Below are 17,145 nucleotides of genomic sequence, written 5' to 3' on the forward strand. Positions count from 1 at the left end.
GTTTGGAACCTCAGCGCGCGGATCGTAGAGAAGGACGCCAATGCGACGGGCAATGGCGACGAGGATCTGCTGCGTGCAACACATAAGGCGATCCAAGAAGTAACCTTGGCCATCGAATCCTTTGGCTTCAACGCCGCGATCGCCAAGCTCTATGGCTTTACCGCCGTTGTGCAGAAATCCAAGGCAGGCCACGCGGCACAGCGCGAGGCGATTATGACCCTTGCCCAGCTGATGGCACCGATGACCCCGCATTTGGCCGAAGACATCTGGGCGACCCAAGGTGGCACTGGTTTGATCATCAACGCCCCTTGGCCCGTCGCTGACGAGGCGATGTTGGTCGAGGATACGGTCACTTTGCCAATCCAGATCAACGGCAAGCGTCGGTCAGAAATCGCCGTTCCTGCGGATATGTCAAAGGAAGAGATTGAAAAGCTGGCGCTGGCAGATCAGGCTGTGATCAAGGCTTTGGACGGGGGTTCTCCGAAAAAGCTGATTGTCGTGCCAGGTCGGATTGTGAATGTCGTTGTTTAAAACCCTTAGCCGCTGTTTTGTCCTACTGATCGGTCTCGCGGTTGCAGGCTGCGGCTTTGCGCCTGTCTACGGCACAAATGGTGGCGCGCAGGCGTTGCAAAATCGGGTTCTCGTAAATGCGCCCAACACGCGCGAAGACTATGCGTTGGTCCGCCAGATCGAGCGTCGCTTGGGCCGGGCAGATACAAACGAATATCGGTTGAACGTCGATCTAGAGATCTCAGAAGATGGCGTGGCAATCACACCGGATGGCGACATCACGCGGTATAACGTGACTGGAACTGCGACCTATGTGATGACCAATGCCACAACTGACGCCACCGCCGCATCCGGCACGGTTTCGACCTTTACCAGCTATTCAGCGGTGGGCACGACTGTCGTAACCTTGAACGCCCAAGAGGACGCGCGTGGCCGCTTGGCCCTAGCTCTCGCCGATCTGATCCTGTCGCGGCTGTTGGCTGACACGGCGAGCTAAGCGATGAAGCTGTCTCCACGCGACGCCCCGAGTTATTTCAAAAAACCCGATCCGTCCAAAACCGGACTGTTGATTTTTGGGGCAGATCCCATGCGCGTAGCTGGGCGCCGCCAAGAGGTGATCGCAGCGCTGATTGGCCCACAAGGCGAAGAAGAAATGCGTCTGACCCGCATGTCAGGATCAGAGCTACGCAAAGATCCGGCAATGTTGAACGATGCGATCAAAGCCCAAAGCTTCTTTCCGGGACCAAGAGTAGCCTTTGTCGAAGACGTGACTGATGCGATGTCAAAATTCATCGCGACAGCATTGCAAGATTGGCAAGACGGCGATGCTCAGATCATTGTGACCGCGGGCCAACTGACTGCGAAATCCACGCTGCGCAAAATGTTTGAAGGGCATTCCAATGCCTTTGCTGTTGGTCTCTATGACGACCCGCCCAGCCGTGAAGAGGTCGAGGCGACACTGCGCGACGCAGGTGTGAAAACAGATGATCGCGATGCGATGGAGGCGCTACTGGCGTTGTCTCGTGCGTTAGACCCCGGTGATTTTCGTCAAACCGTCGAAAAGTTGGGCCTCTATAAGCGCGGCGATGACACGCCCGTTTCCGTTACTGATATCGAGGCCTGCGCGCCAACATCGATCGAAGCTGATTTGGACGATGTGTTGAATATTGTGGCCGAAGCCCGCGCCGTCGAGATCGGACCGATCATGGCCAAACTTGTAGCGCAGGGCACGAACCCTGTGACCCTATGCATCGGGGCGACACGTCATTTTCGTACGCTGCACACCGCCGCATCCGATCCAGGTGGACCATCGGCCGGCGTACAGCGGTTGCGCCCACCCGTCTTTGGCCTCCGCCGTGATCGCGTGATCCGTCAGGCGTCAAAATGGGGGCTCGCGCGGCTGGAAACAGCTTTGACGGTTTTGACTGATACCGATCTCCAGCTCCGTTCTTCAAGTCGTGCGCCGCAAATGGCATTGATCGAACGGGCGTTCATCCGTCTCGCCATGCTAGCCGCGCGATAGCACCCATAGGGCCGCAGGCCCGAGGGTTACAGCAATTAGCGCAAGCAATCGCCAGACGGGTATCTCATTCACATGCGAGAGTTTATCCGGCAGAACGACCCCGAAGAGTACGGCTTGGACCGTACAAAACAAATAGGCCGCAGCCACGTAGGGCTGCCCAAAACCTAGCGTCGTCGCAAGAGCCACTAGATAGACCAAGACCCCAAAAAACAGCACCGAACCGAACTGGGGTGCGTGGCCGGCACCATTTAAAATCTTGATCCAACAGTCGCCGATGGCACGCGCAGCCATGCCAAAAATCATGATGCCGAGCAGGTTGGCGATCTGTTGCTGTTCTAGATCGTCGATCGCGGGCATCAGGGTTCCAATCAACGGCTCTGAGAGCAAGATGATAGCCACGGTTCCGAAGGTCACCCAAATCGATTGCACCCAAATTGCGCGTCGTGTGATATCCACAAGACGGCTGGCTGTGTCGCGCGCAGCCCGACCATCTAGACCAATCACCAGTCCCGTTGTTGCCTGCCGGACATATCCTAAAAGCGCAAAGGTCACGCCAAAGATGACGGTCGCCTCGGCCCCTGCGATGACGTTGACGAACCTGTTCATGTGATTGGCGATCTTCTGGCACGCCTGTTGGAGCTGCTAGAGATTGAAGCCCCCGGAGCGATGACAGTCTGTGTCGGCGACTACATTGTTCGTGGTGATCACAGTGCAGCCGTGCTGCGCATGTTGATGGACTGCTGTGCCGATCCTGATGGCAACTTTATCTGTATCGTGGGAAACCACGAACGCATGCTGTTGGATTTTCTGGGTGCACCAACGGACCGTGGCAGCAGATAGCTGCGCAATGGCGGCCTACAAACTCTTGCCAGTTTCGGTGTCACCGGGATCACCGCCAACGCGTCTGGGGACGATCTGATTGTCGCAGCACGTGACTTGCGCGCGGCAATGGGCAAACAAATGATCAGTTGGATGCGAGAATTGCCTCTGTTCTGGCAAAACGGAAACTTGGGTGTTGTTCATGCAGGTGCTGATCCGGAAATTCCGCTGCACCGACAATCCCGACGGGCAATGATTTGGGGGCATCCGACGTTTCTCAATCATATCCGCGCCGATTCCGTCTGTGTCGCGCATGGCCATACGGTCGTTGATGCGGCTGAACATGTAGGGTCGCGCATTGCCTTGGATACAGGCGCCTATTTCTCAGGTGTCCTCAGTGCTGCACGAATTGAACCCGATGGAACTGTGCGTTTCCTGCACAGCTAACCGCCAACGCGCACCCCAAAGGTTGACAGACGCCCTTTGCAAAGCCCATGTCGGGGCCAATAAGTTTGTGAGGGCACCCCATGAAAATCGCAGTGATCGGAACCGGCTATGTAGGGCTCGTCTCAGGGGTCTGTTTCTCTGACTTTGGCCACGATGTCGTTTGTGTCGATAAAGACCCAAACAAGATCGACATGCTCGAGCGCAGCGAAGTGCCAATCTATGAGCCGGGTCTGGACGAGTTGATGGCCAAGAACGTCGAGGCTGGTCGCTTGTCATTCACGCTTGATCTGCCGAATGCCCTAGAAGGCGCCGAGGCTGTCTTTATTGCCGTGGGCACACCAACCCGCCGCGGCGACGGCCACGCCGACCTGACCTATGTCATGGCCGCAGCAGAAGAGATCGCCACGACGGCCAAAGACTATGTCGTCATCGTCACCAAATCGACAGTCCCTGTTGGAACCAATCGCAAGGTTAAACAGGTCGTGTCCAAGGCAAACCCTGATTTGGATTTCGACGTAGCCTCGAACCCCGAATTCCTACGTGAAGGTGCCGCGATCGACGATTTCATGCGCCCTGACCGTGTCGTCGTCGGTGTTCAGACACAGCGCGCTGGCGAAGTGATGAATGACATCTACCGCCCCCTGTTTTTGCGTGACTTTCCTATTATCACCACAGATCTGGAATCTGCCGAGATGATCAAATACGCTGCGAACGCGTTTCTCGCGACCAAGATCACCTTTATCAATGAAATAGCTGCGCTGTGTGAAAAGACAGGTGCGGACGTCAAACAAGTGTCCAAAGGTATGGGGCTGGACGGCCGCATCGGGAACAAGTTCCTCCATGCCGGCCCCGGCTATGGCGGTAGCTGCTTTCCCAAAGATACCAAGGCACTGGCCCGTATTGGCCAAGAGCACGCTATCCCGATGCAAATCACTGAGGCCGTGATCAAGGTCAACGAAGAGATCAAGCGACGTATGGTCGATAAGCTGCTCGATCTTTGCGGTGGCAGCTTTAACGGAAAAACGGTTGCGGTTCTGGGTGTAACATTCAAACCCAACACCGACGATATGCGCGACGCGCCTGCGTTGACGATCGTACCTGCACTTGTGGGTGGTGGTGCCAAAGTGCGCGTCACAGACCCCCAAGGCCGTCACGAAGGCGAGGCGTTGTTGCCCGGTGTGCACTGGGTCGAAGACGCTTACAAAGCAGCAAACAATGCGGACCTAATCGTATTGCTGACCGAATGGAACGAATTCCGTGCGCTCGATCTAAAGCGTGTCGCCAAAAAGATGGCGACACCGCACATGGCCGACTTGCGCAATATCTATTCGTCTCGTGACGCCAAACGTGCCGGATTTGCACAGTACGTGTCTATTGGTCGCGAACCGCTCAACTAAGGTTTGCACCAATTCATATGGCGTAATTTTCCGAAAATCTGAGAGATTGTTCACGGCCCTGCCCTATTTTGGGCCGCATAAGACAATCCCCTCACCCAACTCAAGGCCGCGTTGTCAGCCAAAATTTCGACACAGAGCGAGGGGATCGTAGCACTGGAACAACTCGAAAGAGAGGCCACCGCGACCCGGCAAATCTGCGAGTGTTTTCTAAATCGCCTCAAGGAGACATCCGTCCAACAGGGCGTACAGCACGCCGATGCTAGGCTCATGTCCAGAGCATTGATCCCCGACAGCCCCGCCACGCCCAAGCCTTTTGTTGCCGGCGCTTATGGCGGGCTCATTGGCCCTATTTCTGGGCGTCGCGTGGGTTCTCGGGCGAGAGGCCAGAAGCGCAACGTTTCGGACCGCAGACACGCTCGAGGCAACGAAAGGCCTGCCTGTCATGGGGCAAATTCCACGTATCCCATCGCGACGGCGCAACGGCGTATTGAACTACATCATCAAGAAACGGAACTCAGCCGCAGTAGAAGCAATCCGAGATCTGAGCACGTCTTTGATCATATCAGGACGTGAGGGGCAGCCTAAAGTCATCATGTCGACCTCTTCGGCTCCGGGAGAATGCAAGACCACGCAAACCCTCGCGCTTGCCCACAACCTAACCGGATTGGGGCAACGGGTTCTCGTGATTGAGGGGACATTCGCAGGCGTTTATTCCGATCCTATCTTGGCGCAAAAAAGGATGCAGATCTCATGTCTGTCATGTCCGGTTCTATGACTGTCAAAGAGGCGGCGTGGCATCATCCAGAGCTAGGTGGCGACATCCTGTTTGGCGAGAAAACCAACGAAAACGCAGCTGACGTTTTCTCGTCCCGTGCATTCCGTCATCTATTGCAGGCCTGTCGCCGCGACTATGACGTCGTGTTGATAGACACTCGACCAGTACTGTTGGTTCCGGATGCGCGGGTCACCGGCCAACATGCAGACGCTATCTTATATACGGTACGATAGGACAAAACTCGCGAACGGCAAGTGACCACTGGCCTGCGTGCGTTTCAAAAGGTCGGTCTAAACATCGATGGCTTGGTGCTCAGTCAAGTGAGCCCCAAAGAAATGAAACGCTACGGATATGGTCAGGACTACGGGACGTATGCCGCGGCTGGATACTACGACAACTAGGGGTTGGCGCGGATCCACGCGGCGGCGGCGTCCCCGGCCCATCGTCCCGTCGACAGGCAGCCCGTGATCAGGTAGCCCCCAGTTGGCGCATCCCAATCCAACATTTCACCGGCACAAAACACGCCATCACGCACATTTAGCATCAACTGTTCGTCAAGCGCACTCCAAGCGACGCCGCCTGACGTCGAGATCGCCTCGTCTATCGGGTGAGGGCCAGTGATCGGGATCGGCAATGACTTGATTGTTTTGGCCAATTCCATTGGGTCCTGCGGCAATGGGCGGGTACATTCGTTGAGCAACGCGCGTTTGGCATCGTCCAGTCTGAGCGCTTTGCGCAAGTGGTTTGAGAGGCTCGTCTTGCCACGCGGTTTAGCCAAGCGTTCAGCGGCTTGATCGATCGTAACGTCTGGGATTAGATCCATCGCGAGAGAGCCGCTGTCTCGCAAGTCCCGAGAGACAGCGTAAATTGCGCTGCCCTCTAGGCCACGATTGGAAATCACACATTCGCCTTTGATCGTCGTGTTTGGCGTGATCAACCGGATGGATTTCAATGGACTGCCAAAGTGCGCATGCATGTGATCCGACCATTCGACACCAAACCCCATGTTGACGGGTCCAAAGGCGGCAAGTTCGACATTGTGATCGGCGAGTGTCGTGGCCCATTTCCCATCCGAGCCAAGCCGCGACCAGCTGCTCCCGCCCAATGCAAGGACAGTTGCATCTGCGGTGATCGACTGGACACCTTGTGGCGTGTCAAACATCGCGGCTGTTCCGTCCCAACCGGTCCAACGCCAACGGGTATTCAACGTGACGCCAGCCTCGTTGAGGCGGTGCATCCAAGACCGCAATAACGGCGAGGCCTTCATAACATCTGGGAATACTCGTCCGGACGAACCGACAAAGGTCGAGCATCCAAGCTGCTGCGCCCAGCGGCCCACATCGCCAGCACCAAATTCGACAAGCATCGGTGCCAGATGATCAGGTGTGGAAAACGCGGCACCAAACACGTCGGCAGGTTCAGATTTGGTTAGGTTCAACCCTGACTTGCCAGCCATCAGAAATTTGCGACCGACCGACGGCATAGCATCAACCAATGTGACACGTATTCCGAACGCACTGAGCCGGTCCGCTGCCATCAACCCTGCGGGACCTGCGCCAATAACCAAAGCGTGATGGCGCAGGCCACTGGTCATGTTGTAGGCACCGCGCCTTTGATTTCGACGACACGATGTGGGTAAGGGATTTGAATGCCTTCGTCTTTAAGCGCGTTCCAAACGAGGAACAGCACGTCCGAGGCACGCACTGCGAGAAACAAGAAGACCCGTTTACCAAAAGCCACGACAGCACCAGAGCCAAAGATAGAGCGCGTGACAATTTCACCGATTGCAGTGAACCCATATGCAAAGAGCGGCAACAGGAGCGGCAAAAAGATCAATAAGAAACGACGCGCATTGGACAAAGCGGTTGTCGAAGCCGCATCAAGGGTAAGGAGCTGCGTCAAACGAGGTGTGACAATGCGATTGACCAAACGAGCGAGCAGGTAGGCCCCAATGAGCATCGCAAACTGTGACCACGCGGCGGGGCTCAGCAACCACGTCTGAGCCAATTCCCATGCTTGATTGAAATAGCCCATTACCATGGCGATCATTTCGTTGTCGGTATTCATTGCGTCCGCTCTTTGGGTCGGTGCTGTGTCATGCCGTGGTTGAGGTTGCAGGACAAGGGGCCGCCGCATCAATCATTGATTTGATCGCACTGACATGGCGTAAGTCAGCCCCCATTGTATCGGATCCAAGATCTCGTGCAGTCGCGAGCAAGGAACCCTCGGAGACAATCTGTTGAAACAGCCCCATGTCGAGCGCGTCAGAAGCCGTGATTTTCTGTCCCGCCATCAAGATCCGCTTGGTCTGTGCAGGGCCAATCAATCGGCTCATGCGAACCACATCACTAGGCTGCGGCAGAAAACCCAGCCGCATCACGGGGTAAAATAATTTCGAGCCCTCCGTCGCGATCCGAAGATCACAGGCAAGCGCCATTCCACACGCCCCTCCAGCCACTGTTCCGTTCAGTGCAGCAACCGTAAGCCCAGGCAACGCTGCGATAGCATTGGACAGACGTTCCCAATCAGGGCTGGTCGCCAACCCAGCCTTGGCCGCGTCCAGATCTGCGCCAGCGCTAAAGACACGCCCCGTTCCCGTGAGAATGAACAGCTTTGCAGTTTGGGCACGCTCCGCGACGTTGGCAAGCTCGGCCAGCATGCCGGGGGTCAAGGCGTTTGCCTTGTCCGGACGGTCCAATGTGATGGTCCAGACGTCGCCGTCTTGGTCTAGCTGGATCATATTAGGCCAACCCGTTTGCGGATGTCTTCATCTCTCAATAAAATCTCGGACCCAAGAAATTCGTCAGCGTCAGAGCTACACATCCACAAGAGCGCGCGGGCTGGCCAATCGGCGGGGATATGATCCTCCCAGTTCAGCTGGCTAACAGGGTTGATGCCACTGGCCTTAATCTCTTTTTGCATTTGGGTCGCGACTGTCCCCGGCGATAGGCCAATGGCGCGTATGTTAGCCTCGCCGGTTTCTTTGTCCAAACAGCGGTTCAACATGTTTGCTGCGGCCTTGGACGCGCTATAGTGGGACCATGCTTCGACCGGACCATGAGCTGCACCAGATGAAATTGTCAGAACAGAACCACCTCCTCGTTCAATCATATGCGGGACTGCGGCGCGCATTCCGTAGAACACCCCCTTGAGATTGATATCGATCACTTTACCCCAAGCGTCGGGGTCCGCGTCGGTTAGATGCGCAATGGGTTCGACCACTCCAGCATTGTTGATCAACACATCGACGCCGCCAAAATGAGCAACGGACTGATCGATCATTGCCTGAACGCTTGGGTAGTCACTGACGTCGCAACGAACTGCGAGTGCGGCGCTTCCAATTTCAGCAGCCAGCGCATCAATTTCTTTGGCACCACGTGCCACAAGCACCACATTTGCACCTGCTTGGGCAAAAACCCGCCCAGCTTCGGCACCAATACCGCGGCTGGCACCCGTAATAACCACTGTTTTACCTGCGATATTCCCCATTTTTCACCTTTGCTCCTTTTGAAATGATCAGTGCTACTTAGGTGTGCTATAGTCATGCTCATCTTGACCCTCATTAACTGATAATGAAAACTGACGATAAGATTTGCAAATGAAAGGCTTCGTTTATGACCATTAAATCTGCTGCCAAAGGCACTGTTTGTCTTGCCGCGCTGTTCGCAGGCTCTGTTGCCACGGCGGATGTGACCGCTGATGATGTATGGGCCGATTGGCAAAAAAACTTTGGAATGTATGGCGAAGGCGCCGTCTCTATTGGCAATGAAACCGAAGCCGGTGGCACGCTGACCGTCAGCGATTTGGCGTTTGTCTTTGACAATAGCGAGGTCAAGATCACAGCGACAATCCCAAGCATCATATTTACGGAACTGGGGAATGGTACGGTCTCTGTGACGATGTCCGACGGCTATCCGGTCGATATCGCCTTTGATTCAGAATTTGGCGAGCCGGGCTCGATCAAGCTGATGGTCAATCAAAACAACCTGTCAATGATCGTGAGCGGTGACCCCAGCCAGATGAACTACGCGATGTTGGCCAGCCGATACGGCATTGATGTCGTCGAGATCATGGAAGGTGACACCAAGATCGATGGCACCTTTGGCATGAACCTGAACAACGTGAAAGGCAACTACGTCACGCGCGACGGCAACCTACGCACAATCGATTATTCGGCAAACGCCGATAGCGTCGATTTTGTTGTGGATTTCGTTGATCCATCGGGGTCGGGCGAAAAGATAAATATGACCGGCGACATCCAGTCGCTGAGCATGGACGCTAAGATTGCCATGCCAATCGGGGCCAAAATGCTCGATCCAGAGGATCTGTTTGCTGCGGGATTTGCGGTTAGCGGTGGCTACGGGTTTGGTGCAACCAAATACAACTTTGATATCCTCGCCGATGGTGACCAATTGACTGGCCAAGCGGCCGCGGGGAGTGGCTCGCTCGAGTTCGAAATGAACAACGAGACGCTGGCCTACAATGGTTTGACCAAGGATGTTGCCGTCAGCTTTACCGGTGGCGGTATCCCTCTGCCCGTCGAGGTTTCGATGGCGCAATACGGCTTTAACCTAGCCATGCCGACATCCAAGACAGACGAACCTGCGGATTTTGCATTTGGACTGAACCTGACTGATCTACAGGTCAGCGATCTGATCTGGTCCATCTTTGACCCTCGGTCGGTTTTGCCACATGACCCTGCAACCGTTGCGTTCAACCTGTCAGGTAAGGCCAAACTGTACTTTGACCTCTTTGATCCAGAGCAAGCTGAAATGCTCGAGAACGCCGATGTTCCAGGTGAGATTAACGCGTTGACGCTGGACGACCTCAAGGTTGCATTTGGTGGTGCGCTGCTAACTAGTGAGGGTGCGTTTACCTTCGACAACGACACCCCATCGGCTGTTTTCGATGGAATGCCACAACCAGAAGGCCAAGTGACCGTTAACCTGAACGGTGCGAACGGCCTGATGGACAAGCTCGTACAGATGGGTCTCGTCCCAGAGCAGGACATCATGGGCGCGCGCATGATGATGGGCATGTTTGCACGCACCGTTGGTGATGACGAACTGACTTCGACGCTAGAAGTGAACGGCGAAGGACACGTCATCGTTAATGGTCAGCGCATCCAATAAGCACATATTGCATCTAACTGGGGCCGCCAGAGACATCTCTGTGCGGCCCTTTTTCTTTGCGTCACCTTGCGCATGGCGCGCTGCCAGATTACCTCATTTCCAACCAGTTTTCAGAGGTCTCTATGTCTCAATCACTTGAAACGCTCGCGCACCAACTCCTAGATGCAGCCAAAGCTGCCGGGGCAGATGCTGCAGATGCCTTTTCGATCAGCGGCACATCGGTCTCAATCGATGTCCGTGCAGGTGCGTTGGAACAGGCCGAACGCTCGGAAGGTACCGAAATCGGACTTCGGGTGCTTGTTGGCCAAAAACAGGCCTGTGTCTCTGCATCCGACACCCGCCCTGAAACCTTGGCACAAATGGCCGAGCGCGCAGTCGCGATGGCCAAGGAATCGCTAGACGATCCTCATCTGGGGCTGGCGGACCCTGACCAACTGAGCCGTGATACCGATGCGTCCTCGCTGGAACTTGTCGATCCATCAGACGAGCCAGACCCAGCCGCCTTAGAGCATGACGCGCGAGAAGCCGAAGCCGCCGCATTGACCCACAAAGGGATCAGTCAGGTTCAATCAGCATCTGCCGACTATGAACGCTATGGCCTGCACCTTGCCGCGTCCAACGGCTTTTCCGCGGGCTACGAACGGTCGACGCGGGGTTTGTCCTGCGTTGCTATCGCCGGAACCGGCGCGGATATGGAACGAGACTACGACGGCGAAAGCCGTGTGTTTCAGGCCGATCTACGTAGCGCAGTAGAGATTGGTGAGACCGCCGCCTTGCGGGCATTGGAACGTGTTGGCGCGACCAAACCCAAGACCGGTACGTTTCCCGTCTTATTCGATGAACGGATTTCCTCAACACTGATCGGACATCTGCTTCAGGCATCCAATGGCGCATCCGTGGCGCGTGGGTCTAGCTGGTTGCGAGACCGGATCGGTGAACAAGTGCTGCCGGAAGGTTTGTCCTTGATCGAAGATCAACGGCGCGTCCGCGTCGCAGGGTCGCGCCCTTTTGACAGTGAAGGATTGCCAACAGGCCAGCGCGCCATCGTCCAAGACGGCGTTTTGTTGGGTTGGACCCTAGATCTGGCCACCGGTCGCAAGCTGGGCATGCCAAGTACGTCTAATGCAGGTCGTGGACTGTCATCGCCTCCGTCACCAACAGCTGGCAATGTCGCCTTGACCCAAGGGTCGGTGTCACGCGCAGACTTGATTGCCGATATGGGCACCGGTTTGCTGGTCACGTCGATGATTGGCTCGACTATCAATCCAACCACTGGAGACTATTCACGCGGTGCTGCTGGATTTTGGGTCGAGAACGGCGAAATCAGCCATGCGGTGAACGAATGCACGATCGCGGGTAACCTGCACGAAATGCTACGCCGGATCATCGCTGCCAATGATGGTCGCACTCATCTTAGCCGCATTGTACCATCTCTCTTGATAGATGGGATGACCCTTGCCGGAGACTGATCTCGACCTGCTGATCGAGGCTGCCAAAGACAGTGCAGTGATCGCCCAAGGGTTTTTTCAAAGCGACCCAAAGGCGTGGGACAAAGAGGGCAATGCAGGCCCTGTGACCGAGGCCGATCTCGCCATTGACGCGATGCTAATTGAAAAGCTGCGCACCGCTCGACCAAGCTATGGATGGCTGTCTGAAGAAACCGAAGACGGGACCACTCGGTTAAGCACCGAACGACAGTTCGTCGTTGACCCGATTGATGGAACACGCGCCTTCATCAAGGGCGACCCAGATTGGTCCCACGCATTGGCCGTCATTGAAGACAACACAGTCATCGCTGCCGCTGTTTATGTTCCCGAACGTGACCTGATGTACGCAGCCGCACGTGGACAAGGGGCCACCCTGAACGGCACCAACATCAGCGTGACAGAGCACCATGATCTGGAAGGCGCCGATGTCTTAACAGCCAAGCCGAACTTGGACCCAAAGTACTGGAACTGCGAACCTCCAAATCTGAACCGCCATATGCGATCGTCATTGGCTTATCGCTTGTGTTTGGTTGCCGAGGGTCAGTTCGATGCCATGCTATCACTACGCCCGTCTTGGGAATGGGACATCGCCGCTGGTGCGCTCATCATCCAAGAGGCCGGCGGTACGGTGACCGACATGACAGGCGGCCCGCTGCGATTTAACAATCCGCATCCTCAGGTGAATGGCGTCGTCGCAGGTGGCGACATACACAGCAATCTATTGGGTTGCTTGAACCGCGGCTAACGGCTGAATTACGGGCGATCGCGTCAGTGGACCCAAGGGGTCAAAAGAACGACTACAATGATGCGGAGGCCATTGCTGAGGCAGCTCTACGTCCGAATTTGAAATCGGTTTCGGAGAAAACACAGGACCAACTTGATTTGCAGGCTTTGCATCGTGTGCGACCACGTTTGGTGTCGCGCCGAACTGCAACAATCAATCAGATCCGTGCTTTCTTGATTGAGCATGGCATTGCAGTGCGCAAGGGCCTGCGTGCTCTGGAGAATTCCTTCGAAACGATCCTCGAAGAGCGAAAAGACGAGATATCACCTCGAATGCGTCGTATCTTGATTGGCCTTTATGACGACTGGATGTGGATGGGTGATCGGATCGACAAGTTGTCAAAAGAGATCGAAGAAATCAGTCGCACCGAAGAGAACTACGTGAATGTTATGACTATTCCAGGAATTGGGCCGATGATCTCGACGGCGATGGTAGCGGCGATAGGTGAAGGCGGCGCCTTTGATCGCGGGCGCGATTTTACAGCTTGGGTTGGTCTTGTGCCCCGTCAATACAGCATGGGCGGGCGAACGATCTTGGGACGTATATCAAAACGAGGCAGTCGATATCTGCGGATGTTGTTCCTTCAAGCCGCGAAGGTCATCATGATGCGCCCGCATCGGTGGAAAGACTTTGGCTTCGGGGCAATGGTTGGCTCGCGCGTCTGAACCCATGCATCGGAACAAGGCCGCTATCGCTCTGGCCAATAAACTAGCACGAATTGCGTGGAGCATTCTGAGACACAAAACGGCGTTTGCTGCGCCAAGAGATGAGGTTGCTGTCGGCATCTGATAGATCCGCAGCAATCCAAAGGAGTTCGCGATAGATCGAAAGCATGGAACGGAAATATTACGCCCCCAGAGTCTCACGGCCCAAATGGTCATAATCGACCTTGCAGCTAATGAAATCACACGCGTGCGTAACCCCAACAAGGCCACGACCTGCGTGTCGACAAACAGGCCAAATACATATGAGCGACTTCCGAGAACATGCGAGAAATCAATTGCGAACAGCAGCCGGTACATACATGGGCCGCCAATTCCTGCATTTTTTGTGCAGTTTGGGGATTGGCATGTAGACGGGTTCCGAAATTCACGATGACGGTCCCCATTCTTGACCCCGGCGTGCAATCCCGTAGTGTGCGTCCAACCCTGTTGACCATGAGGATCCTATGACACAGCGTTTGCATCTCGTCTTCGGTGGCGAACTGATCGACCCAACCAAAAACGCCTTTAAGTCAGTGGATGACATCCACATCGTTGGTATATTTCCAGACTACGAGAGCGCCTACAACGCGTGGAAGAGCGAAGCCCAGCGCACGGTAGACAACGCTCATATGCGTTACTTTATCGCTCATATTCACCGTCTTCGCGATGAGCAGACAGCTGCCTCTCTGACGGAAGAATTGGACAGCTAAGCCGTCCGATGTTGAATGACTAGGTCTCTTTCCCTTGCCGCATACAAGGCGCTCCGGCGTGGCGGAAAAGAGGATGCAACAACCGAATACAACGCGCGCCCGCGAGGCCGCGTCATTTGGGGACATGCTCCGACAGCGGTGGATGTAGAGGTTTTTTGCCACGTGGCCGACCGCCTGCGTGATCATGGCGCGGATGTATCTTTGGTCGTGACGACAGATGCCGAACCTATGCCTGACCCGCGCGCGGTTGCGGTCCTTCCGACCCCATCTGAAACTGTGGCCAGTGCACGGCATTTCTTGTCGCACTGGGCTCCCGACATGGTTCTATGGGCACGTGGCGGACTGCATCCTGTCTTGTTGTCCGAAACCGACGGTTTAGATGCGCCACGCTATTTGATCGCCGCACAGGCTGATGCTCTCGAGAACAAAGAAAGCCGCTGGTTTCCCGACCTTGGGAAATCACTCGTTCGGCGCTTTGATCGGATCATTGCCCAAGACGCCAAGAGCGTCGTTGCATTAAAGAAAATGGGCGCACGTCCATGGTTGATTGATCGCGGTGGCCCCATCACGCCAGAAGCGGCCCCTTTGCAACATAACGAAGCCGAACGCGCAGATTTGGCTCTGGTATTGTCAGGCCGACCCGTTTGGCTGGCCGCCGGTGTCGATTTGTCAGAGGTTGACGCACTTTGCCACGCACACAGACGGGCCAACACTTTTGCACATCGCCTGCTGCTGATCGTCAGCCCAGCACATGCAGAAGACGGTATTGAATTGGCAGTAGAGATGGGCAAATGTGGCTTTAACGCCTCGGTCAGATCAGAAGGGGCGGACCCCACCGAAGACACCCAAATTTATGTCGCCGATCTGCCGGACGAATTGGGCCTGTGGTACCGCGTGGCCCCAATCACCTATTTAGGAGGAACACTGGGCGCAGCGTCTCGGCGCAGCCCCCTTGAATCCGCAGCCCTAGGGTCGGCAGTCGTGCACGGCCCCCAAGTGAAACCCTTCGAAAAAGACTTTCAGCGTTTGATGGCCGCAAATGCCGCGCTGTCCGTCGCGGACACCGAGGAACTCGCTGCAGGGATCGAACGCCTGTTGTCACCAGACAAAGCTGCAGTTTTGGCCCATAATGCATGGCAGGTGACAACGGCAGGCGCCGAGGCCACCGATCAAGTTGTTGACCTACTCAAGAGAGGGCTTCGTTGATGCGTCCACCTCGTTTTTGGTCCCGAGCTCCAGATCAATTCTCTCTCGCCGCGACGTTGCTGGCGCCGCTTTCATGGGTCTATGCCAGTGCGACGGCGCGACGCGTGGCGCGCGCGGCAGACGTCAGCACGACTGTTCCAGTGATTTGCGTCGGAAATATTAATGCCGGTGGTACAGGTAAGACGCCCACAACAATCGCGTTGTGCCAGATGCTATCTGACCGAGGCCAAACACCTCATGTCGTGTCACGGGGGTACGGCGGAACGCTCGCCGGTCCGACCCAAGTTGCCCCAATGGAGCATACTGCAAGTGATGTTGGCGACGAGCCGCTCTTGCTCGCCGCGTTTGCGCCGACTTGTGTTGCGCGAGATCGTGGCGCAGGTGTGCGGCAGGCGATTGATGCAGGCGCGACCGTTGTTCTGATGGATGACGGATTTCAAAACCCATCTGTGGACAAGGCTCTGAGCATTATAGTCGTCGATGCTGCAACAGGGTTTGGCAATGGACGCGTGATCCCGTCCGGCCCGCTACGCGAACCCGTTGACGTGGGAATGCAGCGTGCCGATCTCGTGCTCGCTATCGGTGGTGAGACGGCCCAAGGTCGATTTGCCGATCTATGGGGGCATACCGTGACGGTTCCACATTTGACCGGACGGCTTGCGGCGCTGCAAACTGGAATGACCTGGACAGATATGCGTGTTCTGGCCTTTGCTGGAATTGGGCATCCAGAAAAGTTCTTTGCAACCCTCAAAGGATTGGGTGCCAAGCTGATCCAAACCCATGCCCTAGCCGATCACCAACAACTAAGTGACGGACTGATGGCGCGGCTTGAAAGGGATGCAAAGGCACAGGTTGCGCAGCTCGTCACAACGGAAAAAGACGCCGTGCGATTGCCCGACGCCTTTCGTTCCAAAGTCCTAACCTTGCCCGTCAGGCTCGAGATTTCAGATCCAGCACCCCTAGAAGAAGCGCTGGATCGCTTGGGCCTTTAGGCCAGTTTTTCGTCCAAAAGGGCGGACAGATCGCCGTAGGACATGTTCGAGAATTTTTCGCCATCAATGATCAGGGTCGGTGTCGACTGAACCTGATCCGCATCTGCATTTTCGCGGTACCAACCGACGAGGTTCTGGGCCATTTCACCGTCAGCCATGCAAGCATCTATTTCGTCAGCATCAATGCCGACAGACAAACCGATTTTACGCAGGTTGCTCGCAACGGCACCGCCATCGCCTTGGGTCCATTCGCGCTGACGTGCATAGAGCATATCGGCAATCGCAAAGAAGCGGCTATCACCACCACAGCGCGCCATCATCGACGCCCACAAACCCGGACGATCAAAATAGACCTCGCGGTAGATAAAGCGGACCTTACCCGTTTCGATGTAGTTCGCTTTGAGCTGTGGATACTGGTTGGCGTGGAAAGATGCACAGTGTGGGCATGTAAACGATGCATATTCTACAATCGTGATCGGTGCATTCTCATCACCAATCGCCATTTCTTTGATTCCCGAGGTGTCGACGTCAGTGGTTTGCGCATTAGCAGCGCCCAGCAACGGATCACCAGATGTCTGAGGCTTTGTCAGGAAATATGCGCCACCGCCAACAATGGCGACACCAAGCGAGGCAAGAAGGGTTCTACGCTGCATTTTGATC

General features: G+C 55.6%; 21 protein-coding genes and 1 pseudogene. 16 read left to right on the top strand and 6 right to left on the bottom strand.

Going from position 1 to position 17,145, the window contains the following annotated elements:
- The 3 genes from TR2A62_RS19150 to holA all read left to right on the top strand — a co-directional run.
- Positions 1–531 (top strand): class I tRNA ligase family protein (locus tag TR2A62_RS19150; RefSeq protein WP_223296099.1); only part of this gene is annotated, 531 nt, incomplete at its 5' end.
- Entirely contained in the window at positions 518–1,006 is a 489-nt protein-coding gene (gene lptE, locus TR2A62_RS11120; protein ID WP_009158358.1) for an LPS assembly lipoprotein LptE, read from the top strand. The genes TR2A62_RS19150 and lptE, both read left to right, overlap by 14 nt.
- 3 nt (positions 1,007–1,009) lie before the next feature.
- The gene (gene holA / locus TR2A62_RS11125; protein WP_009159472.1) at positions 1,010–2,032 is read left to right on the top strand and encodes a DNA polymerase III subunit delta; all 1,023 of its coding nucleotides are present in this window, start codon (positions 1,010–1,012) and stop codon (positions 2,030–2,032) included.
- On the opposite strand, the gene TR2A62_RS11130 is transcribed toward holA, so the two are convergent.
- The gene (locus TR2A62_RS11130) at positions 2,018–2,638 is read right to left on the bottom strand and encodes a hypothetical protein (protein WP_009160315.1); all 621 of its coding nucleotides are present in this window, start codon (positions 2,636–2,638) and stop codon (positions 2,018–2,020) included. The genes holA and TR2A62_RS11130 overlap by 15 nt on opposite strands.
- Between TR2A62_RS11130 and TR2A62_RS17645 the strand changes: the two genes are divergently transcribed.
- From TR2A62_RS17645 to TR2A62_RS18820, 6 genes are all read left to right on the top strand, one after another.
- On the top strand, positions 2,639–2,872 hold the full coding sequence (locus TR2A62_RS17645; RefSeq protein ID WP_009158664.1) for a metallophosphoesterase: 234 nt from the start codon (positions 2,639–2,641) through the stop codon (positions 2,870–2,872).
- Positions 2,873–2,980: 108 nt separating this feature from the next.
- Positions 2,981–3,298 (top strand): hypothetical protein, encoded by a 318-nt coding sequence (locus tag TR2A62_RS17650; protein WP_050761078.1) that lies wholly within the window; start codon positions 2,981–2,983, stop codon positions 3,296–3,298.
- An 80-nt stretch (positions 3,299–3,378) separates the two neighbouring features.
- Positions 3,379–4,695 (top strand): UDP-glucose/GDP-mannose dehydrogenase family protein, encoded by a 1,317-nt coding sequence (locus tag TR2A62_RS11140; RefSeq protein ID WP_009160276.1) that lies wholly within the window; start codon positions 3,379–3,381, stop codon positions 4,693–4,695.
- 328 nt (positions 4,696–5,023) lie between these two features.
- A complete protein-coding gene (locus tag TR2A62_RS17655; protein ID WP_050761079.1) occupies positions 5,024–5,470 on the top strand; it encodes a hypothetical protein in 447 nt (148 codons plus the stop codon).
- Positions 5,455–5,703: a hypothetical protein gene (locus TR2A62_RS17660; protein ID WP_223296100.1), complete on the top strand. Its 249-nt coding sequence runs from the start codon at positions 5,455–5,457 to the stop codon at positions 5,701–5,703. Before TR2A62_RS17655 ends, TR2A62_RS17660 begins: the two co-directional genes overlap by 16 nt.
- A gap of 21 nt (positions 5,704–5,724) precedes the next feature.
- Positions 5,725–5,871 carry a hypothetical protein gene (locus tag TR2A62_RS18820; protein ID WP_009160363.1) on the top strand — a complete coding sequence of 49 codons (147 nt, stop codon included), beginning with the start codon at positions 5,725–5,727 and terminating at the stop codon, positions 5,869–5,871.
- Here the strand turns inward: TR2A62_RS18820 and TR2A62_RS11150 are convergent.
- The 4 genes from TR2A62_RS11150 to TR2A62_RS11165 are packed head-to-tail and all read right to left on the bottom strand — an operon-like array spanning position 5,868 to position 8,959.
- Positions 5,868–7,064, bottom strand: coding sequence for a TIGR03862 family flavoprotein (locus TR2A62_RS11150; RefSeq protein WP_009159150.1), 1,197 nt, complete (start codon positions 7,062–7,064; stop codon positions 5,868–5,870). The two genes, TR2A62_RS18820 and TR2A62_RS11150, sit on opposite strands and share 4 nt — an antisense overlap.
- A complete protein-coding gene (locus TR2A62_RS11155) occupies positions 7,061–7,537 on the bottom strand; it encodes a hypothetical protein (protein ID WP_009158493.1) in 477 nt (158 codons plus the stop codon). The genes TR2A62_RS11150 and TR2A62_RS11155 overlap by 4 nt, the downstream gene beginning before the upstream one ends.
- A gap of 28 nt (positions 7,538–7,565) precedes the next feature.
- Entirely contained in the window at positions 7,566–8,210 is a 645-nt protein-coding gene (locus TR2A62_RS11160) for an enoyl-CoA hydratase/isomerase family protein (protein ID WP_009158852.1), read from the bottom strand.
- Positions 8,207–8,959 carry an SDR family oxidoreductase gene (locus TR2A62_RS11165; protein WP_009159615.1) on the bottom strand — a complete coding sequence of 251 codons (753 nt, stop codon included), beginning with the start codon at positions 8,957–8,959 and terminating at the stop codon, positions 8,207–8,209. The genes TR2A62_RS11160 and TR2A62_RS11165 overlap by 4 nt, the downstream gene beginning before the upstream one ends.
- Before the next feature lie 125 nt (positions 8,960–9,084).
- Between TR2A62_RS11165 and TR2A62_RS11170 the strand changes: the two genes are divergently transcribed.
- From TR2A62_RS11170 to lpxK, 7 genes and pseudogenes are all read left to right on the top strand, one after another.
- Entirely contained in the window at positions 9,085–10,602 is a 1,518-nt protein-coding gene (locus tag TR2A62_RS11170; RefSeq protein ID WP_009160876.1) for a DUF2125 domain-containing protein, read from the top strand.
- Positions 10,603–10,724: 122 nt separating this feature from the next.
- Positions 10,725–12,071 (top strand): TldD/PmbA family protein, encoded by a 1,347-nt coding sequence (locus TR2A62_RS11175; protein ID WP_040820651.1) that lies wholly within the window; start codon positions 10,725–10,727, stop codon positions 12,069–12,071.
- A complete protein-coding gene (locus TR2A62_RS11180) occupies positions 12,058–12,834 on the top strand; it encodes a 3'(2'),5'-bisphosphate nucleotidase CysQ (protein ID WP_009160784.1) in 777 nt (258 codons plus the stop codon). The genes TR2A62_RS11175 and TR2A62_RS11180 overlap by 14 nt, the downstream gene beginning before the upstream one ends.
- Positions 12,810–13,662: pseudogene (locus TR2A62_RS11185) on the top strand (IS110 family transposase). Before TR2A62_RS11180 ends, TR2A62_RS11185 begins: the two are co-directional and overlap by 25 nt.
- A 379-nt stretch (positions 13,663–14,041) precedes the next feature.
- A complete protein-coding gene (locus TR2A62_RS11190) occupies positions 14,042–14,287 on the top strand; it encodes a DUF4170 domain-containing protein (protein WP_009159501.1) in 246 nt (81 codons plus the stop codon).
- A 15-nt stretch (positions 14,288–14,302) separates the two neighbouring features.
- Entirely contained in the window at positions 14,303–15,493 is a 1,191-nt protein-coding gene (locus TR2A62_RS11195) for a 3-deoxy-D-manno-octulosonic acid transferase (protein WP_009160079.1), read from the top strand.
- Positions 15,493–16,485 carry a tetraacyldisaccharide 4'-kinase gene (gene lpxK, locus TR2A62_RS11200; RefSeq protein ID WP_009158482.1) on the top strand — a complete coding sequence of 331 codons (993 nt, stop codon included), beginning with the start codon at positions 15,493–15,495 and terminating at the stop codon, positions 16,483–16,485. Before TR2A62_RS11195 ends, lpxK begins: the two co-directional genes overlap by 1 nt.
- Here lpxK and TR2A62_RS11205 read toward each other — a convergent pair.
- Positions 16,482–17,138: a DsbA family protein gene (locus TR2A62_RS11205; RefSeq protein ID WP_009157809.1), complete on the bottom strand. Its 657-nt coding sequence runs from the start codon at positions 17,136–17,138 to the stop codon at positions 16,482–16,484. The genes lpxK and TR2A62_RS11205 overlap by 4 nt on opposite strands.
- Positions 17,139–17,145: the final 7 nt, after the last annotated feature.

Origin of the sequence: Thalassobium sp. R2A62 (assembly GCF_000161835.1) — a bacterium.
Lineage (GTDB): Bacteria > Pseudomonadota > Alphaproteobacteria > Rhodobacterales > Rhodobacteraceae > Thalassobium.

What these genes read in the sequence shown, in the direction of transcription:
- TR2A62_RS11150 (WP_009159150.1), bottom strand. Translation starts at nt 7,064, where the DNA reads ATGACCAGTGGCCTGCGCCATCACGCTTTGGTTATTGGCGCAGGTCCC.
- TR2A62_RS11165 (WP_009159615.1), bottom strand. Translation starts at nt 8,959, where the DNA reads ATGGGGAATATCGCAGGTAAAACAGTGGTTATTACGGGTGCCAGCCGC.
- lpxK (WP_009158482.1), top strand. Translation starts at nt 15,493, where the DNA reads ATGCGTCCACCTCGTTTTTGGTCCCGAGCTCCAGATCAATTCTCTCTC.
- TR2A62_RS17660 (WP_223296100.1), top strand. Translation starts at nt 5,455, where the DNA reads ATGTCCGGTTCTATGACTGTCAAAGAGGCGGCGTGGCATCATCCAGAG.
- TR2A62_RS11190 (WP_009159501.1), top strand. Translation starts at nt 14,042, where the DNA reads ATGACACAGCGTTTGCATCTCGTCTTCGGTGGCGAACTGATCGACCCA.
- TR2A62_RS11175 (WP_040820651.1), top strand. Translation starts at nt 10,725, where the DNA reads ATGTCTCAATCACTTGAAACGCTCGCGCACCAACTCCTAGATGCAGCC.
- TR2A62_RS17655 (WP_050761079.1), top strand. Translation starts at nt 5,024, where the DNA reads ATGGCGGGCTCATTGGCCCTATTTCTGGGCGTCGCGTGGGTTCTCGGG.
- TR2A62_RS17650 (WP_050761078.1), top strand. Translation starts at nt 2,981, where the DNA reads ATGGGCAAACAAATGATCAGTTGGATGCGAGAATTGCCTCTGTTCTGG.
- TR2A62_RS11140 (WP_009160276.1), top strand. Translation starts at nt 3,379, where the DNA reads ATGAAAATCGCAGTGATCGGAACCGGCTATGTAGGGCTCGTCTCAGGG.
- holA (WP_009159472.1), top strand. Translation starts at nt 1,010, where the DNA reads ATGAAGCTGTCTCCACGCGACGCCCCGAGTTATTTCAAAAAACCCGAT.
- TR2A62_RS11130 (WP_009160315.1), bottom strand. Translation starts at nt 2,638, where the DNA reads ATGAACAGGTTCGTCAACGTCATCGCAGGGGCCGAGGCGACCGTCATC.
- TR2A62_RS11160 (WP_009158852.1), bottom strand. Translation starts at nt 8,210, where the DNA reads ATGATCCAGCTAGACCAAGACGGCGACGTCTGGACCATCACATTGGAC.
- TR2A62_RS11170 (WP_009160876.1), top strand. Translation starts at nt 9,085, where the DNA reads ATGACCATTAAATCTGCTGCCAAAGGCACTGTTTGTCTTGCCGCGCTG.
- TR2A62_RS11155 (WP_009158493.1), bottom strand. Translation starts at nt 7,537, where the DNA reads ATGAATACCGACAACGAAATGATCGCCATGGTAATGGGCTATTTCAAT.
- lptE (WP_009158358.1), top strand. Translation starts at nt 518, where the DNA reads ATGTCGTTGTTTAAAACCCTTAGCCGCTGTTTTGTCCTACTGATCGGT.
- TR2A62_RS11205 (WP_009157809.1), bottom strand. Translation starts at nt 17,138, where the DNA reads ATGCAGCGTAGAACCCTTCTTGCCTCGCTTGGTGTCGCCATTGTTGGC.
- TR2A62_RS11195 (WP_009160079.1), top strand. Translation starts at nt 14,303, where the DNA reads ATGACTAGGTCTCTTTCCCTTGCCGCATACAAGGCGCTCCGGCGTGGC.